The organism is Mesorhizobium yinganensis, from assembly GCF_040081985.1.
GTDB lineage: Bacteria > Pseudomonadota > Alphaproteobacteria > Rhizobiales > Rhizobiaceae > Kumtagia > Kumtagia yinganensis.
This window is the reverse complement of the sequence record NZ_JBEBMH010000003.1, coordinates 286,057-312,966: the sequence shown is the minus strand read 5'-3', so window position 1 is coordinate 312,966 and position 26,910 is coordinate 286,057. Positions and strand designations below refer to the sequence as shown.

At 62.6% G+C, this 26,910-nt stretch carries 19 protein-coding genes, 1 tRNA gene and 2 pseudogenes; 8 read left to right on the top strand and 14 right to left on the bottom strand.

Annotated features, from left to right (window positions below; translation table 11 throughout):
* Positions 1-153 precede the first annotated feature (153 nt).
* The 5 genes from lsrF (at position 154) to ABMA59_RS08570 (ending at position 6,248) form a co-directional block, all read left to right on the top strand.
* Positions 154-1,041 (top strand): 3-hydroxy-5-phosphonooxypentane-2,4-dione thiolase, encoded by an 888-nt coding sequence (gene lsrF / locus ABMA59_RS08590; protein ID WP_349004920.1) that lies wholly within the window; start codon positions 154-156, stop codon positions 1,039-1,041.
* Positions 1,038-1,835 (top strand): SDR family oxidoreductase, encoded by a 798-nt coding sequence (locus tag ABMA59_RS08585; protein ID WP_349004919.1) that lies wholly within the window; start codon positions 1,038-1,040, stop codon positions 1,833-1,835. The genes lsrF and ABMA59_RS08585 overlap by 4 nt, the downstream gene beginning before the upstream one ends.
* Before the next feature lie 189 nt (positions 1,836-2,024).
* Positions 2,025-2,873: a dimethylarginine dimethylaminohydrolase family protein gene (locus ABMA59_RS08580; protein ID WP_349005217.1), complete on the top strand. Its 849-nt coding sequence runs from the start codon at positions 2,025-2,027 to the stop codon at positions 2,871-2,873.
* Between the two features lie 178 nt (positions 2,874-3,051).
* The gene (locus ABMA59_RS08575) at positions 3,052-4,638 is read left to right on the top strand and encodes a 5-guanidino-2-oxopentanoate decarboxylase (RefSeq protein WP_349004918.1); all 1,587 of its coding nucleotides are present in this window, start codon (positions 3,052-3,054) and stop codon (positions 4,636-4,638) included.
* Positions 4,639-4,892: 254 nt separating this feature from the next.
* On the top strand, positions 4,893-6,248 hold the full coding sequence (locus ABMA59_RS08570; protein ID WP_349004917.1) for an IS5 family transposase: 1,356 nt from the start codon (positions 4,893-4,895) through the stop codon (positions 6,246-6,248).
* 116 nt (positions 6,249-6,364) lie between these two features.
* Here ABMA59_RS08570 and ABMA59_RS08565 read toward each other — a convergent pair whose 3' ends face one another.
* The 7 genes and pseudogenes from ABMA59_RS08565 to aroA form a co-directional block, all read right to left on the bottom strand.
* Positions 6,365-6,562: a CsbD family protein gene (locus ABMA59_RS08565; protein WP_349004916.1), complete on the bottom strand. Its 198-nt coding sequence runs from the start codon at positions 6,560-6,562 to the stop codon at positions 6,365-6,367.
* Between the two features lie 153 nt (positions 6,563-6,715).
* Positions 6,716-8,413: a 30S ribosomal protein S1 gene (gene rpsA, locus ABMA59_RS08560; protein ID WP_349004915.1), complete on the bottom strand. Its 1,698-nt coding sequence runs from the start codon at positions 8,411-8,413 to the stop codon at positions 6,716-6,718.
* 199 nt (positions 8,414-8,612) lie between these two features.
* Positions 8,613-9,263 (bottom strand): (d)CMP kinase, encoded by a 651-nt coding sequence (cmk, locus tag ABMA59_RS08555; RefSeq protein ID WP_349004914.1) that lies wholly within the window; start codon positions 9,261-9,263, stop codon positions 8,613-8,615.
* 72 nt (positions 9,264-9,335) lie between these two features.
* Complete coding sequence (locus ABMA59_RS08550; RefSeq protein WP_349004913.1) at positions 9,336-9,752, bottom strand: hypothetical protein; 417 nt, start codon at positions 9,750-9,752, stop codon at positions 9,336-9,338.
* A 240-nt stretch (positions 9,753-9,992) separates the two neighbouring features.
* Positions 9,993-10,816, bottom strand: a pseudogene (locus ABMA59_RS08545) (hypothetical protein).
* Positions 10,817-10,847: 31 nt separating this feature from the next.
* Complete coding sequence (locus tag ABMA59_RS08540) at positions 10,848-11,492, bottom strand: FMN-binding negative transcriptional regulator (RefSeq protein ID WP_349004912.1); 645 nt, start codon at positions 11,490-11,492, stop codon at positions 10,848-10,850.
* Between the two features lie 2 nt (positions 11,493-11,494).
* Positions 11,495-12,835, bottom strand: a complete 1,341-nt coding sequence (aroA, locus tag ABMA59_RS08535) for a 3-phosphoshikimate 1-carboxyvinyltransferase (RefSeq protein ID WP_349004911.1) — start codon at positions 12,833-12,835, stop codon at positions 11,495-11,497.
* Between the two features lie 205 nt (positions 12,836-13,040).
* Here aroA and ABMA59_RS08530 point away from each other — a divergent pair, with 205 nt between their 5' ends.
* The 3 genes from ABMA59_RS08530 (at position 13,041) to ABMA59_RS08520 (ending at position 17,876) form a co-directional block, all read left to right on the top strand.
* Positions 13,041-13,421, top strand: coding sequence for a TIGR02300 family protein (locus tag ABMA59_RS08530; RefSeq protein WP_349004910.1), 381 nt, complete (start codon positions 13,041-13,043; stop codon positions 13,419-13,421).
* 150 nt (positions 13,422-13,571) lie between these two features.
* Positions 13,572-13,647 (top strand) — tRNA-Ala (locus tag ABMA59_RS08525).
* Positions 13,648-14,480: 833 nt separating this feature from the next.
* Positions 14,481-17,876, top strand: coding sequence for an AAA family ATPase (locus ABMA59_RS08520; RefSeq protein ID WP_349004909.1), 3,396 nt, complete (start codon positions 14,481-14,483; stop codon positions 17,874-17,876).
* A gap of 216 nt (positions 17,877-18,092) precedes the next feature.
* On the opposite strand, the gene ABMA59_RS08515 is transcribed toward ABMA59_RS08520, so the two are convergent.
* The 7 genes and pseudogenes from ABMA59_RS08515 to ABMA59_RS08485 all read right to left on the bottom strand — a co-directional run bounded on the left by ABMA59_RS08515 (position 18,093) and on the right by ABMA59_RS08485 (position 26,714).
* On the bottom strand, positions 18,093-18,716 hold the full coding sequence (locus ABMA59_RS08515; protein WP_349004908.1) for a tyrosine-type recombinase/integrase: 624 nt from the start codon (positions 18,714-18,716) through the stop codon (positions 18,093-18,095).
* A 134-nt stretch (positions 18,717-18,850) separates the two neighbouring features.
* Positions 18,851-19,870: a HupE/UreJ family protein gene (locus tag ABMA59_RS08510; protein WP_349004907.1), complete on the bottom strand. Its 1,020-nt coding sequence runs from the start codon at positions 19,868-19,870 to the stop codon at positions 18,851-18,853.
* Complete coding sequence (locus ABMA59_RS08505) at positions 19,867-20,799, bottom strand: peptidyl-prolyl cis-trans isomerase (protein WP_349004906.1); 933 nt, start codon at positions 20,797-20,799, stop codon at positions 19,867-19,869. The genes ABMA59_RS08510 and ABMA59_RS08505 overlap by 4 nt, the downstream gene beginning before the upstream one ends.
* A 50-nt stretch (positions 20,800-20,849) precedes the next feature.
* The gene (locus tag ABMA59_RS08500; protein ID WP_349004905.1) at positions 20,850-21,974 is read right to left on the bottom strand and encodes a hypothetical protein; all 1,125 of its coding nucleotides are present in this window, start codon (positions 21,972-21,974) and stop codon (positions 20,850-20,852) included.
* Positions 21,975-22,077: 103 nt separating this feature from the next.
* Positions 22,078-24,321 (bottom strand): DUF3604 domain-containing protein, encoded by a 2,244-nt coding sequence (locus ABMA59_RS08495; RefSeq protein WP_349004904.1) that lies wholly within the window; start codon positions 24,319-24,321, stop codon positions 22,078-22,080.
* Positions 24,322-24,459: 138 nt separating this feature from the next.
* Positions 24,460-25,193 (bottom strand): annotated as a pseudogene (locus ABMA59_RS08490) (IS5 family transposase).
* Between the two features lie 558 nt (positions 25,194-25,751).
* Positions 25,752-26,714: an AraC family transcriptional regulator gene (locus tag ABMA59_RS08485; RefSeq protein ID WP_349004903.1), complete on the bottom strand. Its 963-nt coding sequence runs from the start codon at positions 26,712-26,714 to the stop codon at positions 25,752-25,754.
* Positions 26,715-26,910: the final 196 nt, after the last annotated feature.

Here is a 26,910-nt window from a genome sequence, read left to right as displayed (position 1 = left end):
AGCAGTCGAAACGAAGTGAAGACTGCAAGACGGGGTGGGGGGTCGAATTCCAATTACCCCCACCCCGCGTCACAAACGCCGCTTTGCGGCATTTGCTCCGCGACCCTCCCCACAAGGGGGAGGGTGGCGTTGGCGCCGAACGAGGACACGACAATGGCAGATCTCGACGACATCAAGGACGGCAAGGATTGGGGCCAGGGCCGCCCAGCCGACACCAGCCGCTTTTTCCTGAAAGGGGCGGCGCATCACGACTGGGGCATGAAGGCAAGACTGTCGCGCATCTTCAACCCGGCCTCGGGCAAGACGGTGATGCTCGCCTTCGACCATGGCTATTTCCAGGGACCGACCACCGGCCTGGAGCGCATGGACCTGACCATCGCGCCACTGGCCGAACACGCCGACGTGTTGATGTGCACGCGCGGCGCTCTGCGCTCGACAATTCCGCCGGAAGTCAACAAGCCTGTGGTGCTGCGCTGCTCGGGCGGAAACTCGATCCTGACCGAACTGTCGAACGAACTGGTCGCCGTCGACATCGACGATGCAATCCGGCTCGGCGCCGTCGCCATGGCCGCACAGGTCTATGTGGGCGCGGAATACGAGCACAAGTCGATCGGCAATGTGGTGAAACTGATCGACACGGGCACGCGCTTCGGCATCCCGACCATGGCAGTCACCGGGGTCGGCAAGGACATGGTGCGCGACGCCCGCTACTTTGGCCTCGCCACGCGCATCGCCGCCGAGATCGGCGCGCAATTCGTCAAATCCTATTATGTCGATGAGGGTTTCGAGAAGATCGTGCTCGGCTGCCCGGTCCCCATCGTGATCGCCGGCGGCAAGAAGCTGCCGGAGCGTGAGGCGCTGGAAATGGCTTACCAGGCGATCAACCAGGGTGCTGCGGGCGTCGACATGGGCCGCAACGTCTTCCAGTCCTCCGATCCGGCGGCGATGCTGCAGGCGCTGGGCGCCGTCGTGCATCGCGGCGAGACGGCGGAGCGGGCATACTCCATGTTCCGTGACCTGTCGCTGAAGCAGGCTGCATGACGATGGCAAGCGCAGCACCGGCAAAAGCCATGACGAGCCCGCTGGAAGGACGCCGGGTCGCCGTGACCGGCGCGGCGAGCGGCATCGGCCGCGCCGTGGCGCGGGCCTTCGCCAGCGCGGGCGCTACTGTCGCCTGTCTCGACATCAACGAGGGTGCGCTCCAGGCGCTCGCCACGGAGATTGAGGGCGTTGCATTGCGCTGCGACGTGACCGACCGGGCTTCGGTCGAGGCGGCGTTCGAAGGGATAGTCGAGCAACTCGGCGGGCTCGACCTGCTCGTTTCCAACGCTGGATCGGCCGACCAGGGGCCGATCGCCGACCTGCCGATGGAAGCGCTGCGAAAAAGCTTCGATCTCAATTTCTTCGGTCACCAGCATGTCTGCCAGGCAGCTGTGCGCGCCTTCCGTGCTCAGGGCGGCGGCGGGACGATCCTGTTCAACATCTCCAACCAGTCGGTGAACCCCGGCAAGGATTTTGGTCCCTACGGCATCCCCAAGGCCGCCACCCTGGCGCTCATGAAGCAATATGCCGTGGATCATGGCGGCGAGGGAATTCGCGTTGCCGGCGTCAATGCGGGCCGAATCCGTACCGGCCTGATGACCGACCAGATGATCGTCGAACGCGCCGCCACGCGCGGCATGACGCCCAAGGAATACATGTCCGGCAATCTGCTCGGCGTCGAGGTCACGGCGGAGGACGTGGCGGATGTGTTCCTGCACCTTGCGCAGATGGACAAGGTGAACGCCGCCGTGCTGACCGTCGACGGCGGGGTGATGGCAACCTCGCTGCGGTAGCCGCCTCCGCGTTTTGGCGGGCCGCTTGCTATAGATCGCTGCCGCAATGAGGCGGCTCAACGCCAAGGCCGTGTCTGTCGCTGGCCCTTGCCGTGCCCCACAGCCCGTGGATACTGGCATCCGGAGACGATCCACGAGGGACAGGCAGCGATGAATGTTGCGGTGGCAAAAACCTATGGCTCGCAGGCGATGGCCGCGCCGCTCAAGCGCGTGCTGATGCGCCGCGCTTCTTCCGCCATGCGCGGCGCCGACGCGAAGCGCTGGCATTATGGACCGGGTTTCGATCCGGCGAAGGCAGCCATCCAGCATCAGGTACTCGCCGATCTGGTGGCCGCGTCGGGTGCTCAGATCGAATGGCTGGATGACATCGAGGACGGCCTCGCGGATTCCGTCTTTACCCACGACCCTTCGCTGGTGACCGACCACGGCGCCGTCATCCTGTCCATGGGCAAGGTTTTGCGCGAGCCGGAGCCGGCGCTGCATGCAGCCGCCTATGCGCGCCTCGGCGTGCCGGTGCTTGGCCGCATCGAGGCGCCCGGCAAGGTCGAGGGCGGCGATTGCGTGTGGGTGGACCGTACGACGCTGGCGATCGGCCGCGGCGTGCGCACCAACCAGGACGGCATCCAGCAGATGGCTAATCTGCTGTCTCCCCATGGCATTTCCGTCTACGGCTTCGACCTGCCGCTGTGGCATGGCGAGGAAGCCTGCCTGCACCTGATGTCGGTGATCAGCCCGCTGGCCGACGACCTGTCGCTGGTCTACGCGCCGCTGCTGCCGGCGGCGTTCTACCAGATGCTGAAGGCCAAGGGCATCCGGCTGGTCGAGGGCGACGCCGACGAGTTTTTCGCCTCCCACGGTCTTAGCCTCAACGTGCTGCCGACTGCGCCGCGCGAGGTGATCGCGGTCGCTGGATTTCCCAGGACCAAGGCTGCCATGGAGGCAGCAGGCTGCACCGCGATAACCTTCGAGGCGGATGCTCTGTGCATCGCCTGCGAAGGCGGGCCGACCTGCCTGACGCGACCGGTGCTGCGAGCATGAGCGGGTGGTGCCAGCTTTCCCTCCCCCTTGAGGGGAGGGTGGCCGCGAAGCGGCCGGGTGGGGTCGTTGCGGCCAAGCTCGACCGTACCTTTTCGAGAGCAAAGAAGGCCCCTCGTACGGCCGCGGTGACCCCACCCGGCCCTTCGGGCCACCCTCCCCTCAAGGGGGAGGGACGCCAATGACCACCATCGGCGAATCGCTCATTGCCCTGCTTGAACACCACGGCGTCGACACCGTGTTCGGCATCCCTGGGGTCCATACGGTCGAACTCTATCGTGGCCTTGCCGGCTCGAAAATCCGCCATGTCACGCCCCGCCACGAGCAGGGCGCCGGTTTCATGGCCGACGGATACGCCCGCGCCAGCGGCCGGCCGGGCGTCGCCTTCGTTATCACCGGCCCTGGCCTGACCAACACCATCACCGCCATGGCGCAGGCTCGCGCCGATTCAGTGCCAATGCTGGTGATATCGGGTGTCAACGCACTCGCTTCGCTCGGCAAGGGTCTGGGTTACCTCCACGAACTTCCCGACCAGCGCGGCATGATGGAAAAGGTCGCACTGTCGTCCGCCCGTGTCGAGAGCGCGGCGGAATTGCAGCCGGCCATCGACCGCGCCTTCGCCCTGTTCCGGACCGGCCGGCCAGGGCCGGTGCATATCGAGATCCCGCTGGACGTCATGGGCAAGGAGGCCGCGCCGCTTAAGCCGATCGAGACGGCGGATCTGCCCGAGTCCGATCATGCAGCGGTGGTGGCCGGCGCGCGGATGATCGCGCAGGCCGTGCGACCCATCATCCTCGCTGGCGGCGGAGCACGGCACGCCGGAGCGGCCCTGACGGCGCTTGCCGAGCGCCTGGACGCACCGGTGGTGCTGACGGCCAACGGCCGCGGCCTGCTGCACCGGCATCCCCTCGTGGTTCCGGCCAGTCCGAGCCTGAAATCGGTGCGGGCGCTGATCGGCTCGGCCGACCTTGCGATAGCGGTGGGCACGGAATTCGGCCCGACCGACTACGATATGTACGCCGACGGCGGCTTTGTCTTTCCCGCCAATCTTGTCCGCATCGACATCGACGCCGAGCAACTCGACCGTCGCCCCGCGACGGTCAAGGTCGAGGCCGACAGCAACGCCGGACTGGAGGCCATGCTGGCCAGCCTTTCGGACCGCGCCCCTCCCTCAGGCACATCGAACGGGGCAAAGCGCGCCGAAAACTGCCGCAACGCGGCGCGTGCCGAACTGGCCCGGCTTGGCGCGGCGCTGCCTTCGCAACTCCAAGCGGTGGAGGCTATCCGCGACGCCTTGCCGGGAGCGCTGATCGTCGGGGATTCGACCCAGCCGGTCTATGCCGGCAATCTCTACTACGATCACGACCGGCCGGGTGGCTGGTTCAATGCCGCGACCGGCTATGGTGCGCTGGGATATGGTCCGCCTGCGGCGATCGGCGCGGCGCTTGCCCGCCCCGACCTGCCGGTCGTCTGCCTCACAGGGGACGGCGGCTTTCAATTCACGCTCCCGGAAATCGCCGCGGCGGTGGAAATGCAGGCAGGCGTGATGTTCGTGGTGTGGAACAACCGCGGCTATCGCGAGATCGAGTTGTCGATGCGGGACGTCGGCGTCGAACCGGTTGGCGTTTCACCGGCGCCGCCGGATTTCGCCAAGATCGCCGAGGCCTATAGCCTGCCTTATGCCAGCGTGACGAGCCCGGCGGAACTTGCTCCCCAGCTTCGCATCACGGCGAAACTGCCGGCGATGATCGAATACCGCGTGGATTGACATCAACGGCCGGAAGCAACGCCCTTCAGGCATCGTGCCGGTCCGAAATCGTCGCTGTCCCAACGGCTTGCCATTTCGTCGCCCGTGAACTATCCACAAGCCATTGATCTGACTTTGTAATCTGTGAGTACGGTGCGTTTGGAATTGCAGGATAGGCGGTGTTTGATGGCTGTTTTCTTGCAATTTGGTTTTCGATTCCCTTGTCGGCCGAGGCGTGATTCACTCGGTTTGGCGGGCGAATCGAGGCGACGGCAATGTCCAGGCCACGCGAGAAGTGCGAGAAGTGCGAGACGGGGGAGCAGGATCTGTTCCGCGCCCGGCTCGATCAGATCATCAACATGAGACATGAGCTGGTTCGGCTGGCGCAGGCGATCGACTGGCCGGTGCTGGAAGCGCGTTTCGGCGCGGTCTATTCGGACGGACCGGGCATGCCGCCGCTGCCGACGCGGCTGATGGCGGGGCTGGCGATCCTGAAGCACACCTTCGACCTGTCGGACGACGTATTGTGCGCTCGGTGGGTGGAGAACCCCTATTTCCAGTATCTCACCGGCGAGGAATTCTTCCGTCACGAGCTGCCCTTCGACCGCTCGTCGATGACACGCTGGCGCCAGCGCATGGGTGAGGAACGGATCACGATCCTGCTGCAGGAGAGCCTCGCGGTGGCGGTCAAGAGCGGAGCGATGAAGCCGGCCGATACGCGCCAAGTGATCGTCGACACCACGGTGCAGCCGAAGAACGTGATGTTCCCGACCGATGCAAAACTCATCCAGCGGGCGCGCGAGCGGCTGGTGCGGCTGGCCAGCAAGGCGGGGCTCGGACTGCGCCAGACCTATGTGCGGGTCGGCAAGCTTTCACTGATCAAGCACCAGCGCTATGCGCACGCCAAGCAGTTCAAGCGGGCGGGCAAGGCACTGCGCAAGCTCAAGACCTATCTCGGCCGGACTGTTCGCGACATCTCCCGCCGGATCGCCGGCAATGCCGAGTTGGAGGCGCTCTTCAGATGGCCGCTCTACCAGGCATCGGCAGTTCTGCGGCAGAGGCAGCGCCAGCGCGGCCGAAAAATCTACTCCCTGCATGCCCACGAGGTCGAGTGCATCGGCAAGGGCAAGGCACGCGCCCCTTACGAGTTCGGGGTGAAGGTGTCGGTGGCCACCACGCTTAAGCGCTCGAAGGGCGGTCAGTTCGCCCTTCATGTAAAGGCGCTGCCGGGCAATCCGTATGACGGCCACACGCTGAAAGCGATCATCCCCGACATGGAAAAGACCATTGGCAGCGAGATCGGCCGCATCCTCGCCGACGCCGGATACCGCGGCCACAACGCACCCGACAGCCACAAGCTCAGGGTCTTCACCGCCGCCCAGAAACGCCGTGTCACACCGGCCATCAAGCGTCAGATGCGCCGACGCTCGGCAATCGAGCCCGTCATCGGACACGTCAAGGCCGAGCACCGCATGGGCCGCAACTATCTCGCCGGCAAGCACGGCGACGCCATCAACGCCATCCTCGCCGCCGCAGGCTACAACTTCTCGCTCCTGCTCAACTGGTTCAGGAACCTTTTGTGCCTGCTCATCGCAGCCATCAACTGCCAGACAAAATCTCGCCCAGCCTGATCCGCTTCATTCTTCACGGTCGACCATTTCGGATCGGCGGAAATTCACTGAAGCTATCCCAAAAAGAAACCCGCCGGGTCGCCCCGGCGGGATCGAAAGATGGTGGAGTGGCTTGATCAGTGCCTGGACAGCCAAGTGTCGATGTCTTTCTCTGCGGCATCCTGGGCCTGGCCATAACGCTCCTGCAAGCGCCCGGCCAGTTGGCGCCTGTTGCCCTTGATCACGTCGAGGTCGTCATTGGTGAGCTTGCCCCACTGCTGCTGGACCTTGCCCTTGAACTGCTCCCAATTGCCTTCAACCTGATTCCAGTTCATGTCGCATCTCCTGGGTTGTTTTCTTGACGGCGCCTGGCGCCTGTCGGGAGATGAACGCCCCGCTTTGGACGAGGTTCCCAACGAAAAAGCCCCGCCGGATCGCTCCGGCGGGGCTTTTCGTTTTTCAGGCAGCGGCTTGAAGGCCGTCGTCGGTCAGTTGCGGCCCTTGAGCGCCGCGCCGAGGATGTCGCCGAGCGAAGCGCCGGAATCGGTCGAGCCGTACTGGGCGACCGCTTCCTTCTCTTCGGCGATTTCCAGCGCCTTGATCGAGACCTGCACCTTGCGGGTCTTCTTGTCCCAGGCGATGACACGTGCATCGACCTTCTGGCCGACCGTGAAACGCTCCGGGCGCTGCTCGTCGCGGTCGCGGGAAAGATCCGCGCGGCGAATGAAGGACTCGACGCCGCTCTCGACCAGCCGCACCTCGATGCCGCCGTCCTTGATGCCGGTGACTTCGCAGGTGACGACCGCGTTCTTGCGCAGGTCGCCGCCGGCTTCGCCAGCCGACGAAGCGGCGGTGCGCTGCAACTGCTTGATGCCCAGCGAGATGCGCTCCTTGTCGATGTCGACGTCGAGAACCTGCGCCTTGACCATCTGGCCGCGCTGATATTCCTCGATGACCTGCTCGCCCGGACGGTTCCAGTCCAGGTCGGAGAGGTGCACCATGCCGTCCACATCGCCGTCGAGGCCGATGAACAGGCCGAACTCGGTCTTGTTCTTGACCTCGCCCTCGACCTCGCTGCCGACCGGATGGTTGGCCTGGAAGGCGTGCCACGGGTTTTCCAGCGTCTGCTTGAGGCCGAGCGAGATGCGGCGCTTGGCTGGATCGACCTCGAGCACCACGACATCGACTTCCTGCGTCGTCGACAGGATTTTTCCGGGGTGCACGTTCTTCTTCGTCCAGCTCATCTCGGAAACGTGGATCAGGCCCTCGATGCCCGGCTCCAGCTCCACGAAGGCGCCGTAGTCGGTGATGTTGGTGACGGTGCCGCGGATCTTCTTGCCAATCGGGAATTTCGAGCCGATGTCGGACCACGGATCGCTCTCGAGCTGCTTCATGCCGAGCGAGATGCGATGGGTTTCCTGGTTGATGCGGATGATCTGCACCTTGACCGTCTGGCCGATGTTGAGGATCTCGGTCGGATGGTTGACACGGCGCCATGCCATGTCGGTGACGTGCAGCAGGCCGTCGATGCCGCCGAGGTCGACGAACGCACCGTAATCGGTGATGTTCTTGACCACGCCCTCGACCACCTGGCCCTCTTCGAGGTTCTGGACGATCTCGGAGCGCTGCTCGGCGCGGCTCTCTTCGAGCACGGTGCGGCGCGACACGACGATGTTGCCGCGGCGGCGATCCATCTTGAGGATCTCGAAGGGCTGCGGGTTGTGCATGAGCGGGGTGACGTCGCGGATCGGGCGAATGTCGACCTGCGAGCGCGGCAGGAAGGCCACGGCGCCGTCCAGATCGACGGTGAAGCCGCCCTTGACCTGGTTGAAGATGACGCCTTCGACGCGCTCGCCCTTGTTGAACTTCTCTTCGAGCTTGACCCAGCTCTCTTCGCGGCGAGCTTTGTCGCGGCTCAGCATGGCTTCGCCAAGCGCGTTCTCGATGCGCTCGACATAGACTTCGACGCGGTCGCCGACCTTGAGCTGGCCGTCCTTGGCCTTGGCGCCGAATTCCTTCAGCGGCACGCGGCCCTCGACCTTCAGGCCGACGTCGATGATGGCCATATCTTTTTCGATGGCCGTGATGATGCCGCGAACGACCTGGCCTTCGCCGGAATGGCCGCTGGAAAACGACTCGTCGAGCAAGGCGGCGAAATCGTCGCGGGATGGGTTGAATTCAGACATTGTTTCTCCTGAAAGCCCTGCCGCTTGGGCAAGGCGGCGCCGTGGGTTCGTGTTGCGTTGGCCTGCCGGCGTTCCGGTCTCCTGAAAGACCTTAGGCCGCTACACGAGCGGCAAACCGGCGCATGTGGAATGCTGGCAGGCTGGTTCGTGCCTTAGTTCGGCCAGCGGCAATTCCCGTTTCGGAAAAGGCCGGCGCGTTTCAGGCTTCGTTCCGCTTGGCAAGCACGTCGTCTATGATCGCCCTGGCCGCGCGGAACGCGGCTTCTATAGACATTTCCGACGTGTCGAGCAAGTGCGCGTCGGAGGCCGGCTTCAGCGGTGAGTCGGCGCGGCCCATGTCGCGTTGGTCGCGGCGCTGGATGTCGTCGAGGATTTCGGCTAGTCCCGCGTGACCGCCGCGGCCCTCGATGTCGCGCAGGCGGCGCATGGCGCGCACTTCGGCGCTTGCGGTGACATAGAGCTTTACCGGAGCGTCGGGGCAGACGACCGTGCCGATGTCGCGTCCATCCAGCACCGCGCCGCCGGGCTGGGCTGCGAAGGCGCGCTGCTTTTCGACCAGGATTTTGCGCACCTCGGGGATAACAGCCACCTTCGAAGCCGCGTCGGCGACGGCATGGGCGGAAAGCGCGTGCTTGTCGAGATTGCCGAGGTCGACCTGCCTCGCGGCTTCGATGGCATGGGCATCGTCGTCGAGCGGCCAGCCCTTGGTGATCAGCATATGCGCCACGGCGCGATAGGTCAGCCCGGTATCGAGATGACCGAGATGATAATAATCGGCGATGCGGCGGGCGAGCGTGCCTTTTCCGGAAGCGGCGGGGCCGTCGATGGCGATGGTGAGCGATTTTTCCATGGCGGCGCACATGGAGGAGAAATGCCGCGAGCGCAACGGGTAAGTCGCCCCGGCGTGCGGCGCGCCGATGTCTCAGGCTTTTGTGGAAGACGCTCGGCCGCTCCTGGTTCGGACGATCAGCCAGCAAAACGGGATGCTCAGGACGAAGAACGCAGCCGATTGCATAAGGGACAAAGGAGGTCGTTCAGGAAATCTCCCAAACAGATGCCCGAGAACGATGATCCCGCTGGAAAACAGCATCAGGAACGGAGCTGCCCGAAGCGCGAACCTATGGCACGCAGGCACCGCCGACCAAAGCCGCGCCAGTTGGTGTCTGACCTCGGGGAGTTCGATCTGCGCGTCTGAAACCGGCGCTTGCCGGACGATGTTTTTGCGGCGTCGTTCCAGTCTGAGTCCCATAGGAGTCGCGACCGTCAGCGCAACTCCTATACAGGCCAGCAACAATGGAGCGTCCAGATCGCCGGAAAGCCAGGACAGAATGGCCAGCATGATCGGAAAGCCTGCTGCCACGCCAATTAAGACCTGCCACAGGATCAGTTTGCGAATCTTGGCGTCCTGCTCCTGGACAACACATAGGTCGGTCCGTTCCCCGCAGGCCGATAGAGGATCATCCCATCGGGGCGTTCCTGCCGATTGAAATCGGTTCGATTCTTCATCGTTGCGGGCACTCGGTGAGCAAATGATGCTATCAAGGAGTGCCTTACAAAGGCTGAAGGCGTTTTCCCGATCTCAACGGCCTGAGGGCGCGATCTGAATGTGGATATGGTCGTCGTGCCGCGCGGCCCGGCAACCCTGGAAGCGGACCTTGTCACTTGCGATGCCGAGGGACTGCTTGAGATGCGGCTCCAAAAATATCTTTTCGACGCCGAACTTTGCGGCTCCTTCCGTAGTCAGCCATCCGACCGCCGCCGCGGTTCTTTGCGGCTCAAGCCGATAGTCGGGAAACAGCGGCTGCAGGAAATCCAGACCCCAGCGAAGGGTAAGCCAGTCGTCCCGGCCTTGGCATGACAGATCCGCTCCGATACCCGGCTGCTCGAACGCAAAATAGCCGATCGGCGATCGGGTCGTGCCATCCAGATATTGCCCGTTGCCATCCGCGTAATAGAACGCGACGTCGAGCTTGCGGCCGTCCGCGTGCGACAGATGCGGGAACATCGGAAAACCGTCGAAAAACGGGAAGTTGGCGTCGAGGGCAAGCGTCGTCGTTCCCGGAAAATCGGTGTCGATGCGAACAGCCAGCGCGTTTGCAAGGTCGCGCACTCGCGGCGTCACATAGTTGCGGTTGAGCGAACAGTAGAGGAGTGACCGAACCGCGAGCTTGTTACCGGCATCGGCAAGGCAGGACAGGGCCACTCGGCCGAACACAGGCCCGGCGACCTTAGCCGCAACAGTGGCCGCTGCGTAACAGGCCACAAACAGACAGAGCCCAAGCAGCCTTGATCGAATGCCACTTGCGCGTCCAATGACGGGGCCAGCACATAAGCCAACCCACCGATCTGTGTAATCAAGGTAAGCGCCGCGAAGATCAGGAACCGGAGAAGAAATCGCAGCATGCAGATACGTGCTATCGCGGATTGGCGGACGTCATCGGCGGTGACCGTATTCCCGCACCAGTTCCGCCATGTCGGCATTTTCATGTGGCTGGCCGGACTCTCCCAGCCCTCCGATCACGGTGGCAATATCGGCGGCCGGACGGTTCTGGCTGACCTTCCATTTGCCAGAAATGTCGGAGATCTCGATCTCGATGCCGACGATGCCCTTGATTTGCGCGGCGATGAAATTTTCGGGCGCGTCTTCGACCGCCCAAGGCTTAGCCCGCTTGCCTTCGTGCTCGCCGGTAAGCGCGCCGATCTGCCGGCGCAGCCAGTCGAAATCCTCGATGACGGTCGCCTTGCCCTTCACCTGAACCATCGCATAGTTCCAGGTCGGCACGACCTTCCCGGTTTCCCGCTTGGTCGCGTACCAGGACGGCGTGATGTAGTTTTCGGCGCCCTGGAAGACCACCAACGGCGCGGCGCCGGCAAGCAGTTCCTTCCACTGGCCGTTGGCCCGCGCCATATGCACCTGCAACGTGCCCTTGGCGCCGCGCGACGCATCGAGGTGGAACGGCAGCGGATTGGCGGTCGGGCCATCCGCACCGGCGGTGATCAGCAGCCCGAGCGGATGCGCGCGGATCAGCGCATGCTGAACGTCGAGGTTGTCTTCGCGGTGATGCGGCGGCTGGTACATTTTTATACGATCTCCGCTCCCAGCCCCGCCATCAGCCCCATGAATTCGGGAAAGCTGGTGGCGATCATCGCCTGATCGTCGACGGTCACCGGCTTCTCGGTGGCGAGGCCAAGCACAAGGAAGGCCATGGCGATGCGGTGATCGAGATGCGTGACGACCGTGCCGCCGCCAAGACCCTTGCCGCCCGGCTTGCCCCGCACCAGCAGCGTTTCCTTGCCCTCGTCGCAGTCGACCCCGTTGGCCTTGAGGCCTTCGGCGACAGCCGACAGCCGGTCGGATTCCTTGACACGAAGCTCTTCCAGCCCCTGCATCAGCGTGTCGCCCTCGGCGAAGGAGGCGGCGACGGCGAGTACCGGATATTCGTCGATCATCGACGGCGCGCGCTCCGGCGGAACGGTCACGCCCTTCAATCCAGACGATCGCACGCGCAAATCGGCAACGTCCTCGCCACCGGCGTTGCGCCGGTCTATCAACTCGATGTCCGCACCCATTTCCAGGAGCGTGGTGATCAGGCCGGTGCGCGTCGGGTTCATAAGCACGTTCTCGATCAGGACATCCGAGCCCGGCACAATGAGCGCGGCGACGAGCGGGAAGCTGGCGGAAGACGGGTCACCGGGGACGGCGATGGTCTGGCCGGTGAGCTTGCCCTGGCCTTCGATGTGGATGTGGCGCACGCCTTCCTTGTCGGTCTCGACCTCCAGCTCGGCGCCAAAGCCCTTCAGCATCTTTTCCGTGTGGTCGCGGGTCATCACCGGCTCGATCACCGTGGTGATGCCCGGCGTGTTGAGACCGGCGAGCAGCACCGCCGACTTCACCTGCGCGGAGGCCATCGGCACGCGATATGAGATCGGTGCCGCGTGGCGCGGGCCGTGCAAGGTGATCGGCATGCGGTCGCCTGGGGCCGACTCGATCACCTGCACGCCCATCTGGCGCAGCGGGTCGAGAACGCGGCCCATCGGCCGTTTCGATAGCGAGGCGTCGCCGACAAAGGTGGTCTTCATGTCGTAGGTGCCGACCAGCCCCATGGTGAGGCGCGAGCCGGTGCCGGCATTGCCGAAATCGAGCGGCTCCGCCGGCTCCAGCAGGCAGCCATTGCCGACGCCGCTGATGACCCATTCGCCGCCGCGCTTGTCGATTTTCGCGCCCATCGCCTTCATCGCCTCGCCGGTGCGCATCACGTCCTCGCCTTCCAGCAGGCCGGTGATGCGGGTCTCGCCGGAAGCCAGGCCGCCGAACATGAAGGAACGATGCGAGATCGACTTGTCGCCGGGAATCCGGACGGTTCCCTTGAGCGAGGAGGATTTTCTGGCCGTTGCCGGACGCGCGCCGCCTTGATGAGACATTTGTGACCTCGTCGCCGATGTCGCGCAGGCGGCATCCATGTTCAATCGTTCGGGGCGGTCTCCTATCATGGACTTCTCAGGCGGTCATCCCCTCGCGCGGAGCCTGGGAAGGCCCATTTTTTCGCGGAAAATCGCGCGTTTTTTGGCTTTGACAGTGCGGACAACTGCGGTTAAGGGGACCGTTCTTTCAGGACGAGGCTAAGACGTGGCAAAAGAAGAACTCGGCACCAAACGGATAGACCCGGAAACGGGCCGGAAATTCTACGATCTGAACAAGGATCCGATCGTCTCCCCCTATACGGGCAAGACATATCCCCGCACCTATTTCGATTCGGCGAGTGGCAAGCCTGTCGACGACGAGGAGACCGAGGAGCGCGAGACCGACGCCGAGGACGAAACCCCCGATGTGGTTTCGCTCGAGGAGGCGGACGACGAGGCCAAGGGCGGTGGCGACGACCTGCCGGATTTGGGCGACGACGATGTCGATCTGGGCGATGAAGAAGAAGACGTGTTCCTTGAAGATGAAGAGGAAGACGGCGACGACGTCACCGGCATTGTCGGCGTCGGCGAAGACGACGAGACGTGATGTGCATCCGGTCGCTTAATCGGCGGCCGGAAAAATTGCCTCCAAGAGAGACTTGATATTGCGAAGAGGCCGGTTTAGAAGCCGCCTTCTGTAACGGCCCTCCGGGGCCGTTTCCCAAACCCGTAAGGGCGCCGGCTTTGCCGGACGGATGGGGCCATAGCTCAGCTGGGAGAGCGCCTGCATGGCATGCAGGAGGTCAGCGGTTCGATCCCGCTTGGCTCCACCATTCTTCTTACAGCATCGTATGTTTTTGATGGGTAATTCCGACTGGAGGAGAACCGCCCCCACTCTTATACCCACTTCCGCCACCTGATGGTCGAAACCCTCGCTGGCCCGTTTGTCTGTTCCGTCTTTCGGCAGTTCCGAGTGGGTGACTGTCCCGAATATCGATAAGATTAAGCTCTAGCAATCCACCGAGCGTGCGCCCTAAGTCGTGGTGCAGGCAAGCGTGAGACCATCGGACTCTTTTTCCAAGCCAGCCTGGTCCGAGAACCGACGAGGTGATGAACGCTGGGCGCCCGCCGAGCGCCGAAAGGCCGACGCGCTCCCCGACATATTGGACGCGGGGCAGTTGATGGACGAAAACAGATTAGGAGGCGGGCGACCATCGAGCGCATGACGCGTGGAAACGAACTCTCCTCATCTGCTTGCCCGTTGAAGCACGCAACAGACCCGGCCTCCGCCCTCGGGCACTTCATACGTCATGAAGCGCCGGCAATGCGTGCAGACGGCGGGACGGGGCGCCGGCAGCCGTCGGTCCGCTTATGGGGACAGATGGCGGAAAACTGCCGCTCGGCTTCCGACTTCATTCCGGCCGTTAACGACCTGCTTAGTCGATGGTGGCTTTTGACCCTCACGCGACGTTTCCGCTGCGCAGCGGATGGCCGGGTCATCAGTTCCGGTTCCGGAAGGACATTCTTGCGCCGCCATTTGCCGCCATTTCTGGTCCTCTTAAGTGGACCTTCAGGCTGAGGCCGAATCGACTCTTCTCGGACCCGTTTTTCACGCGTCCATGATGGGCTTTTGGTGTATTATTGTAGTTTCATACAGGAGGGGGACGTGGACGTCGCCACCTGGCTTCGCGGTATCGGCCTGGGACAATACGAGAAGGCCTTCCGCGACAACGATATTAGTGGAGAGGTTCTTGCCCACCTGAGGGCCGAGGATCTGACGGGAATTGGCGTGATCTCCGTCGGTCACCGGCGCAAGCTGCTTGATGCGATTGCCTCCCTGGCCCTGGTTTCGAGGTCGGCGCCCATTGGCGCACCCGCATCGCTGAAGACGGCGCTGCCTTTATCCGCCCCGACAGAGGCAGAGCGGCGGCAGCTCACGGTGATGTTCGTCGATCTCGTCGGGTCGACCGAGCTAAGCCATCTGCTCGACCCCGAAGATCTGCGGGCGGTGATGCGGCGTTACCGAAGCGCGGTAACCGCAGAAGTGGACCGTTTCGAGGGGCACGTCGCTAAGTTCTTGGGCGATGGCATTCTTGCATATTTCGGCTGGCCGAAGGCACAGGAGGACGCGGCTGAACGGGCGGTCAAGGCTGCCCTTCGCATTGTGGCAGCAGCTGGTGGAATCAAGACGCAAGAGGTTCCTCACCTTCGTGCACGCATCGGCATTGCCACAGGGTTGGTGGTCATCGGAAGCCTAGGGGACGGGGAGGCAGAGCGCCCGGACGAGATCGTCGGGGAGACGCCGAACCTCGCAGCACGGCTGCAGCAGGCGGCAGGGCCGGACCAGATTGTGATTTCCGAAACCACCCGGCACCTCGTCGGAGGAAAATTCGACCTGGAGGACCGGGGAAGGCAGCCGATCAAGGGGATCAGCCCCTCGGTAGCCCTCTGGCGGGTCCATGGCATCGGGCGCAGCGAAAGTCGGTTCGAGGGACTTCACGGCACGATGCTCACGCCATTCGTCGGCCGAGGCCACGAGATCGATCTGCTGCTCGAGCGCTGGGCGCGGGTCAGGCGAACGATGGGCCAGGTTGTCCTCGTAACCGGGGAGCCCGGGATCGGAAAATCGAGACTGGTGCGCTTTTTCGGGGATCGACTGAGAGGGGACCGGCTCCAGGAAATCCATTTCGACGCCTCGCCGTACTACGTGAACTCGGCGCTACGGCCCGTCATCTCGGAAATCCGGCGCTCCGCGGAGTTTGCAAGCATTGACCCCGACGAAACACAGATCAGGAAGCTCGAGCTTCTTCTGGGAAGGGCTTTGTCCGATATCAGCGGCGCCATCCCTTTCATCGCCGATCTGCTAGGCGTTCGAACCGCCGAGCAGCATTCGTTGCGTGATCTGACCCCTCAGCAGAGGAAAGCCATGACGTTTGCAGCGCTGCTGAACTGGGTTGAGGGGCTCGCGACGCGGCATCCGCTGCTCATGGTCGTCGAGGACGCACAATGGCTCGACCCGACGACGCTGGAACTGGTCGATCGGATCAACGATCGGATCGCCCAATTGCCAGTGCTGCTGCTCGTCACTTTCCGGCCGGAGTTCAAGCCGGCCTGGAGCGGCGCACACGTCGACTGGATCGTGCTCGAACGGCTCGATCCGATTGAGGCGGCCGCAGTGGCCCAGGCCGTTGCGGGCAAGCGTCTTCCGCAGGAAGTCTTGAACGAGATCGTCGCGCACACCGACGGCATTCCGCTGTTCATCGAGGAATTGACCAAGGCGATGCGCGATCTCAACGTCCTTGTCGATGCAGGAGATCACTTCGACCTTTTGGGATCTCTGCCTGCGGTCACGGTTCCCGTGACACTTCAGGACGCGCTGATGGCTCGGCTCGACCGCCTGCCGCCCTTCGCAAGGCATGCCGCCCAAGTCGGTGCCGTGATTGGGCGGGAGTTCGATCGTGCGCTGCTGGCGAGCGTGAGCGACATGCCTGCCGGTGAACTGGAGACGGCGCTCTCGGAACTGATCGGAGCCGAGCTGATCTTGAGCTGCGGCACCGCAGCCAGTCCGGCACACATCTTCAAGCACGCTCTCATTCAGGACGCGGCCTACGAATCGCTCCTCAAAAGGCGCCGCCGGGAACTGCACGGCGCGATTGCCGACGCGCTGGTCAACAGATTCAAGGACACGGCAACAGCTCACCCCGAACTCGTCGCCGGTCACTACGGCAGGGCCGGGCTTGTGGAGCAGGCAGTGCCATATTATCAGGCTGCGGCACGCACGGCGATCATGCGCTCGGCGACAAGGGAAGCGCTGGACCAGCTCGATAACGGTCTCTCGCTTCTCGAAACGCTGCCGGAAGGCTTGGAGCGCAACCGACTTGAACTCGGGCTCCGCCTTGCGCTGGGGGATGCGCTCCGGGCGGCTAGGGGCACGGCCGCGGTCGAAACGGGCACCGCTTATGCTCGCGCCCGATTTCTGGCAGGGCAAATGGGGGCGGAGCACGAGAACCTCCGGGCCGGGTACGGCGAGTTTCTCTGTTACTACAATCGCGCGGAGCTCGATCGCGCGCGCGAAGTCGAAAACGAGCTGATGCGCGCGGCGGGGCGCGCATACGGCGAGGGTGGCCCAATCGGAGCGGACGCAGCCGGATTCGTTGCCCTTTGGATGGGCGATTTTGCCATCGCACGCACTTTCCTGGAGCAGCGGGTCTCGACAAAGGCCCGTGACCTGGACCCTCTGCTCGGTGCGGACATCGCCGACGCCGGACCGAACCTCTACCTTGCCCGGACTCTGCTCATTCTGGGCTACCCCGAGCAGGGGTACCGACGGTGCCGGCAGGGTCTGAAAACTGCCGAGAAAACGCGCCAGCCCTTCGCGATCGCGTTGGCTCTCGCCAACACGTGCGTATACTACCACTTGTGCAAAGACTGGCTCGCCCTTCGGCGCGACAGCGAGTGCCTGATTGCTCTTGCGTCCGAAAAGGCCATGCCTGCAATGTTGAACAAGGGACGGGGCTTTCGAGCTGCCGCACTCATCGCTGAAGGAAATGCAACCGAAGGCCTCGAGACCCTCAAATCCTGTTATGAGCACGACGTGAACGCCGGTTACCTGGTGATGATGCCGTATTACGAGTCTATTCTGGCTGAGGCTTACCTTAGTAGTGGCAACGTTGAAGGTGCGCGACGCGTGCTCGACGACGCGTTCGAGCGTGCGACTTCGACCGGCGAGCGTTGGTTTGATGCCGAGCTGTACCGACTGAAAGGGCAGTTTGCTTTGCGCGAGCCTGGTCGCGACGGCGACTTGGCGGCGGAATCGTTCGGCAGATCGGTAGAGATTGCCGGGGCGCGGGCCGCCAAATGGTGGGAGTTGCGAGCTGCGACGCAGCTTGCACGCCTGTGGGCAGAGCGAGGCGCGGGGGAAAAAGCCCACGATTTTCTGACACACGTTCGCGACTGGTTCACCGAGGGTTTTGAAACTGCCGACGTCAGAGAGGCCGAGGCTCTGCTCAGAGACCTGGAGCGTGCTACGCTATATGACTCGCGCTCGGCTCGGCGGGAATAGCCTTGGCCGTTTGTTGGTGGAAGGGACAGCGCGTCCAACGGGCGCGGTCGCGCCAATTGCAGTCATTCCGGAACACATGTTTGACTGCCTGCTACTGGCGCTAGCAGCCGTTGGCAAGCATCGGACTTACCGCTTTCCACCCCATAGTCACCCGGATGGCACGGCGTTCTGCGCTCCAGAGCGGCCATCCGCGCGGCGTCGGATGGCCGCTCAACGTCAGATCTCGGTTCGCTCAGCCAGGAGGAGCGCGTCCTCCACGTCGACGCCAAGATATCGGACCGTGTTCTCGATCTTGGAATGACCGAGCAAGATCTGGATGGCGCGGATGTTTCCTGTCGCCTTGTAAATCATCAACGCCTTCGTGCGTCGGAGCGAGTGTGTTCCATACTCCTCCGAACGCAGTCCGATCGCGGTCACCCATTCGTCGACCAGGCGCGCGTACTGCCTTGTGCCCACATGGCGTGAGTGATCGACCCGGCTCGGGAACGCATAGTCCTCGACCGAGCCTCCACGTCGTTCGAGCCAACCCAGAAGGCTCTCGCTCCTGATCTCGAACTGGACGGGACGACCGGTCTTCTGCTGGATGACGATCGCGCGAGTCCTTATATCCGGTCCGGCGACCACATCGTGAATCCTGATCTTGACCAGGTCACAGCCGCGAAGCTTGCTGTGGATTGCCAGATCGAACAGCGTGCCGTCACGAATGCGGCGCTCGCGATCGAGAAAGAAGCGAACGGCCCAGATCTGTTTCTGCGTCAACGGACGCTTGGTTCCTACCTTCTTCCCAGCGTTCAAAGCTGCGCGATGGCGACTAACGCCATCGTATTGAGAGTGACCCAAATGAATTCTCCTCGGCCTTGATTGACCGAGAGAGAAACGGTGCGTGGTGCTACCGCTCGGGGGCCGTCACCGGACTGACTGCTTAGGGTAGAAACCTTCAAAAGGTGGCCATGCGTTAAGGTCGCCAGCAACATTCACAGAAACGTTGAATGCAAGCGCTCGATGCACCAGAAAGCAGAGATGATTCCGATCGCATAGGCGGCCGTCACAATAGCGCTTCTGGGGATTTCGATGACGCGCCGCACCAGATGGACGACGAGCAACAACGACGCGATGAACATCAGCTGTCCGAGTTCTACGCCAACGTTGAAAGAGAACAGGGCAAGCGGAATATCGCCCTGCGGCAGACCGAAATCGGCCAATGCGCCGGCAAAGCCGAAGCCGTGGAGCAGCCCGAAGAAAAAGGCAACGATCCACGGCCATTCAATGGCCAGGCTCGTGCCGCCGCGCTCCATCCTGATGATCTCGGCGCCAACGAGCACAATGCTGAAGGCGATCATTATCTCAACAGGTCCTGACGCGAGCGTTATCCAACCCAAGGTCGCGCAGGTCAGTGTGATCGAATGAGCCACGGTGAAGGCGGTAACCGTCTTCAGCAGCATGCCCCAGCGCCGGACGATCAGCATCAGCGCCGCAACGAACAGCAGATGATCGAAGCCGAACAGGATGTGCTCGATACCGCTCAGGACGAATACCTTCATCACCTCGAGCGAGCTTTGCCGTGCCTGGATGTCCATCCAAGGCTGCGAGGGGCGCACGAGCGTCGTGCTAGCCGTTCCGTCTTCCAGCTTCACGCGGACCATGACGTCGGTGATGGTGGCCTGAAGCCCAACGAAGCTTATCCGCTGGCCGGGCAAGCCATCTGGGGCTTCGATCATGCTGCGCTCGACGATCGAGTCGGACAGTTCGCGCTCAGACGGCTGGGTCACCTGTTTGATGCCGTCCGAGTAGCGCACCACCACCGGCAACCGAATTCCGGAAAAAAGCGGCGTGCGCCAGAGCACGCTGAAGCGGCTGTGCCCAATTTGGTCGATCTGCAGGTATGCCGGCCTCACCTCATGCGCTGAGGCCGCGCCGGCCATCGCAAGGACCGCCATGACCAGGGCGAGCAGCAATCCCGCGACCGCCGGGCATGATCGTGCGGCGCGGCTCATTGCGAGATCGGCTCCGGGGCGGCGCCTGCGGCGTCCGGAGTTCTCAGGTCGCTGAGATCGACCTGATCCAAAGGCACGACGACGACCTTGTAGCGGGAGCGCATCTCTTCGACTGCGTTGCGTTTCACCTCCTGGTAGCGGGCGTCGAGCCACGCCGCCTTCACATCGGGCTTCACCTCCTCGTAGAGTGGAACGCGGCCCGGCTCGATAGAGTCGACCCATACAAGGTGCCAGCCATAGCCCGATTGCACCGGACCCTGCCATTCGCCCGGCTTCAGGCCAAACAGAGCATCGGCGAAGGCCGGACCGAACTCTTTCGCCGTCTGCTCCGGGGTGGCGTCGCCGTAAAAACTGCGCAGCATGAACGGATCGGCCAGGGCCTGACCCTCGGGCGCGTCCGCACGCTTGCCGGTCAGCACGGCGAGCGCCGCGGCAGCGTCCTTTTGAGCCCCGTCGTTGCCGCGTTTATCGGGAGAGAAATAGAGATGCCGGAAGCTGGCATGCGGAGGCAGTGCGAAGCCGTCGGAATTCTTCGAATACCAATCGGCAAGCTGAGCGTCGGTAGGCTCCTCCATGCTGGCCAGATCGGCCGCCAGGAAGTCCATCTTCTGGGCAAGCCGTCGTTTGATGATCTGGTCGTCCTGATCGAGGCCGAACGCAACGGCTTCGCGCGACAGGATTTCCTCGGTCACTTTCTGGTCGACGAGGCTCTTCAGTTCATCCGGACTTGGTGGCGGCCGGCCTTGCGCGAGCCAGGAAATTGCCAGTTGCTGCACGTCATTCTCGGTCAATTCGATGAGTTGCGGGTCGGAGGCCACCTGTCCCGGTTCGCCCACCAAGAAGCGGTAGCCGCCGAATACGAGCGCCCCGACAACAAAAAAATGCAGCAGCGGTTCGCTCAGGATATTCCGCAATCCCTGCTTTGCCATGTGTCACCCGTGGTTGCCGTTGGAAGCGCTTGGCGCAGCGATTGTCTGTCTCATTGGGCGGCCGGCAAGGCAGCTTCTGCGGCGGTAAGGGGACTGCTCTTCAGGTAGCTGAGGATTGCAAATTGCCCGGCAGGGTCCTTCACGTCTTTCGACCTGATGATGTCGACATAGTCCCGCGTCGCCTCCCAGGCTTCCCAGTTCGCCAGTTCCGTCGCTACGAAACCCGCCATCGGCCTTCGCTCGTTGATGAAGGCGCGGTAGGCTTCGACGACCTCTTCGCGGGGAATCGCAGCGTCCGCTTCGCCGTGTACGCTCAGGGCGAGCAGGGCCGCGTCGATCTCTGGCAGCGTGCGCTGGCGATCCACGAAAAATGTCGTGTGCAACCAGTCGAGCCGCGACGGGCCGCGCAATTCCAGATCAGCGGCAAGCATCGCCGAAAGGTTTGTCGCGTCCCGTACCAGCAGCGCCTGGTCTATCCGTTTCTCCAGGTCGGTGGCGTCGTCCTGGTCGCCTGCCACACCGAGCAGCAAGGTGTAGACCGAACGCCGGGGTGACAAATTAGGATCTGCAATCCAGCTTCTGAGGACTTCCACCTCAATGCGAGGCTTCAGGGTGCGCATCGCCTTGTAGGGAGCCCGCAGGAGTTCGCGATAGGCGATCTCTGCCGCCAGCGTCTGGCCGTCGTCCGCATAAGGCCAGACCAACGCCAGACGTTCCTGCCATTCCGTATCCGTCAGCGGCGACCATGCCATGACCTTCGAGGGCCACAGCCGCACCGGCTGATCGCCGGACCCATGCTTGGTCGCCGCCAGTTGTCGCAGCCAATCGGCATATTGCTCGCCGATTGACCCAAGGCTCGTCCACATCTCGGACGTCCTGCTTCGCAAGAGTAGGAGGGGCTGATCGACGTTTGCAGCAGACGGCTTTTGGACCGCCGTCTGTCCATCCATCGACATAACGAGTTCCGCCGCTCCAAGCGACACATCCAATTGGGCGATGCTCGCGTCGAGGGCGACATCTCCCTTGACCACCGCGACCACCCGGAAGCTGCTTCCATCCGCCGACGCCACCGCAAGAACGGCCTGGTCGGCAGAGTCCAGCTTCTGTCCAGGAGTGACGACGGTGCCGGAGAAGCAGATCGCGCATGCCTGTCCTTCGACGACGGCAGCGGCCATCGCCATTACAAGGCAGAACAGCAATCTCAGCGTTCGCATGATGGCTACTCGAAATCGCGCCTTCGAGAGGTCCAGGCTTGGCCTGGCCCTCTCGTTCAGCCGCTCAGAACGGTGACTTCTGTTCGCCCAACGGGTCGAGCATCTGCGGGGTCGGCACCACCTCGTAGTTGGCGAAACCGAACTCGTTGCTCCGTGCGGCGAGATACTTGTCGCCCACTTTGTAGACCGTCACTTCGTAGGGCATGTTGCCGAGCGTCGTTACGATTGCGCCGTCCTTGATTGCGTAAGCCGTGCCTTGGCCGGTCAGGCCGCCATGCAGGACGTCGCCGATCTCGCTCGGGCTTGGCATTGTGCCGTTGATGTTGGACAGCAGGCGCTGCCCTGCCTCGGTCCAGGCGATGCTGAAGACTTCGCCGGTGACATTGTTGCGAACCCAGGTCGACTTGCCGACGATAAGGTCCTTCAGCGCCGCGTCGTCGAGCGCGGTTGCGCCTTGCGACTTCAGGTCGGCAACCGTGGTTCCCTTGGACGCGGCTCTCAGGTCCTGCGTGGCGCTATACCAGATCGGCGAACTCCAGGCGCGCTCTTGGATCGTGGCGGCAACATTGTCGGGCGGGGCGATACCAAGTTCCCGGGCCTGGATCGTCGTCCAGCGCGGGGTGGGGATTTCAAGCACGCGAGCGTAGTAGAATGCATCGAGGCTCGGATCGAATTCCGGATCCGTCCAGACGCTCTTCAACTCCACGCCGCCGATCGTGTTGGTGTAGGTGGCGTTCGAGATATCGACCGTGCTGCCGATCGGGGGCACGACGCCGGTGAACGGATCGGGCGCCCGGTTTCCGGCCCAGGCTACGTCGAAGATCTTCTCGAAGCTCTGTCCGTTCTTCGACCAGCCTTTTACGATCTGGATGCGGTCGAGGTTACCCGAGGTCGGGTCCTTCAGCGCCCAGACGACGAAGGACGGCGCCTTGGCATCACCCAGCGGCTGCAGGTCGCCGCCCATCGGCACGCCACCCGCATAGGCGGCCTTTACCCAGTCCGCCTGGTCCGCGGCGGCGGCGAGGTCGGCGCCGCCGAAGAAGCGAACCTTTATGTGCGGCCCACTGGTGGCGAAGGTTTCCTTTCGGGCCATGGCGTCGAACAGCGACGCGCGGGTGTTCTCCTCCGCCCAGATACCGGTCAGGCCGGCCGGGTTTTCCAGCCGGACGTCGAGACCGGCAAACACGTAGCCCGACATGCGCTGCTTGATCTCGCCGTCATTGAGCACATGGCCGCCGAAGAAGTTGCTCTGGCGATAGGGCACGCCGGTGTTGTGCGAATCCGATCCGCCGACGAAACCGGTCTTGTACGGATTGAAACCTTTGGCCTCGTTCATCGACAGCCCATCCTTCAGCGCTTGCCGGATGTAGCTGCCGGGCACCTGAGGAAACCGTCCGGCGGGGTCGCCGAGCAGATAGGTCAGTATCTCAAAATTGGCGAACTCGTCGTTGGGCGACAGCGTCGGATGGGTCTCCGAAGCGCCCTTGATCTGTTTGATCTCGCTCAGGCGTTCGTTGCGGTCGCGGGATGAGGCCCAGGCGGCGTCGATAGGCCGCCCTTTCTCATCCACGTCCGTCGGAAACATGTGTCCGTCGGACAGATTTGCGTTGTGAGATATGGCAAGGAGTTCGTTGCCGTCCTTGCGTTGCCCGTCCATCCAGTCCCAAAGGTCCGACGGATCGCTGGAATCAATCGAACTGAAGGGCAATTGCGGTACCTTGGCGCAATCCTTGAAGAACACGTTGCGGTGCATGTTGCGGTTGTTCGGCGTCGACGTCCATTCGTAGGAGCAGAACGCCGTGAACTTGCCCGGCTCATTGGCGGCATCGGCCATGTCGTTGTTCTGCTTCCAGACGGACCCGGCCACTTCGGGCGAGATCAGCTCCTTGATCGGTTTTCCATCGGTGATGGTGGTGCCGAGCCAGAGATAAATTCTCTGGATGTCCTCCCGGGAATGTACGATCAGCTTCTGGCCGATCGGCAGTTTGGAAATATCCGAACCCGGCGTATTGGCCAGCGCCATCACGCCGACATATTCGGAATGGTCGGTGACACCCATCCAGTCCAGCGGCGTCTCGATCTTGATGTCATAGCCAAGCGCATGCTTGATCGGCTGCCCCTTGGCGTATTTGTACGCGTCCGCCGGCGACGTCTTGGTGTTGCCGAAGATGTACGCGTCGAACGACCATCCGGTGTGAACATGGGTTTCGCCGAAATAGGCATTCCGCTCCTGAGCTTGGGATTGGCTTGCAAAAAGGGCAGGCACCGCCACGGCAAGCAGCGACCATCTGTTCAGCGGAACTGGCATCTTATCCTCCATCAGGCGCAACTGGAGGTTATATGACGCAAGGTCAGAAATGAAAGCCAGTTGGGCGCAGTATGGGGTAATTTACGGGTAATTTCCTGTCCGCTCTCAGCGAAGAATCCATCTCATCACCGCCGCGGACTAGGTCTCGTGGACAAAGGGTAACCAAAGCTTGGCTGCTGCGATGGCGACGAAGCCAAGGTAGGATTCCTTTGTCTTGTCGTATCTGGTGGCGACGCGGCGCCAGTTCTTGAGCTTGTTGAACAGCCGCTCGACCAGGTTTCGCCACTTGTATTTCTCAGCATCGTATGGCGCGGGGTCCTTGCGGTTGCGCTTGGCCGGGATGACCGCCTCGATCTCGGCCTTCGCCAACGTCTCCCTGATGGCGTCGGCATCGTAGCCCTTGTCGGCCAGCAGCGCTTCGATCTTGCCGGCGATCATTCGCAGCAGCGGCGCGAAGCCTTTGATGTCATGCGCTTCTCCGCCCGTCACGACGAAGCCGAGCGGGCGGCCTCTGGCGTCGCAGCGGGCATGCAGCTTGGTGGTGAAGCCGCCGCGCGACCGACCAAGCGCCTCCGTCTGCTGAGTCCCCTTTTTATGCCGGCTGCGCAGTGATGCGCCCGGACAATCGTGCTGTCGATCATGTCGGCGGTACTATCTCGCTCGACCATTTCCGCCAGACTTTCCAGCATGGCATCGAACACGCCGGTTTCGACCCATCGCCGGTAGCGGCGGAACACGCTGTTCCACTTGCCGTACTCGTCGGGAAGATGTCGCCACTGCGCACCCGTGCGCCCCATCCAAATCATGCCTTCGAAGTAGAGCCGGTTGTCTTGTGCCGGCCGACACCCGCGTCCGCGCTCAGGCGGCAGCAAAGGCCCGATCAGCGCCCATTCCTCGTCCGTCAGTCCAACGCGTTCGCCCAAGGCTCCCTCCAAAAAGAAGCCTTGAATCAAAACCGGATTCCTCAGTCAACGTTTGTCCACGAGCGCTAGTTGCTGGCGCTGGAGTCGGGCGTCTAATAGCAGTTCGAAGTGGGGAAATCGACGAACGGCCGCCAGTGGGCCTGTCTGCCACAAGCGCCAATGCCTTCTCACACGGGAAAGTCGACTAGCGATTAAAGTTTGGTCCAGTGCGTTGCGCGTTAAACTGCGATCTGGTTCAACGGCAGCTTTGGGGCAGTTCAGGGATTGCCCTTCAACGGCCGAAATGGGAGCGTCGCTGACTGGCAGCTTCGGAGCCGCGAACGGGCCGTCAGCTTTCCGACAAAGAAGCCCGACTAGCAGACAAGATTTATGAAGCCGTCGTGTGTTCGAATATCGTCGCGCGCGTCATTCATATCATGCTGAGTTCATAAAGAGCGTTTTTGATCAACGGAGCAAGCTGGGCAACTGACTATCACAGCTTTGGGCAAACATTATTTGAAAATTGGGTCAGTCTGCCATCTCTTCTTCCAGAATGTTCCCTTGCTTTCGGCTGCGGTCAAAGCGGCGAATTGCTCGGTAGCGGCCAGGCGACAGGCCGTGATGTCGATGGAATAGCTTCGAAAATGCGGCCGCGGTCTCGTAGCCGACACGGCTCGCAACCCGCGCGATTCCATCGTCGCTTGATTCAAGTATGAAAGCAGCCTCCGCCATCCGACGTGCAATCAGGTAACGGTACATCGACTGGCCAACGAGCTTGGTGAAGCGAGCCGAAAAAGCAGAACGACCAAGCCCAACGCGGTGTCCCAGGTTGCCGAGAGTCCAGGGCTGTTCCGGTCGTTCGTGGATCAATTGAAGCGCCGGTCCTATATGTGGGTCCGCCATCGCTCCGAGCCACCCGCCCTCTCCGTAGTCGAGAGACGCGATCCAGCTCCGCAACACCTCGACGAAGAGTACGTCTGTCAGTCGCGAGAGTGCGACATCCTGGCCGGGACGCGCAAACGCCGACTCGCTTACCATCCGTTCCAGAAGCGTATTGAGACCTCCGCCGCCGTCTGTTGACTTCAGGAGAAGCAGAGGCGGAAGCAATTCCAAGACGCTGCCGCGCGACGGCCGCTCCACAGTAAAATTGCCGCAGATCATCGTCGAGACCGGCTGCGCGCTGCCTCCATGACGAACGACGCCAAGGCGTCCGGACGGTCGATCGAGGTCCAGGATCTGTAAAGGCTTCGCCCGGCTGTCTGAATAAATCAGGTGCGGTTCGCCTCGCGTGACGACCACAAAGTCGCCCTCAGTCATGCGGAGTTCTCGTCCCTGTTCAAGCACGAGGGTAGCCGAGCCTCGACTGAGATAATGGAACAGGGCATACGGGCGCGCTGGCAATGCCAGATTCCATGGATAGCCAAGCTCGAAGTGGAAGAGCAGGGTCCCACCAAGGCGTACCCGATCGAGCACTTGGGCAAGGATGTCCATCGCTCCACGCTAATACGGCGGACGGTCAGACACAATATTCGGACGATTGAAGCCTAACGTCCGAGACCTCTACCTCCTACCTCACCTCAGGTTGAGCCAACACGTCGCGTGGCATTCCGTTTCGCAAAAATGGCGGAATGGAAGAACCGCGGCTTTGCCGACGCCTGCCCTTCTCTGGACCACGTCGTCCGCCATC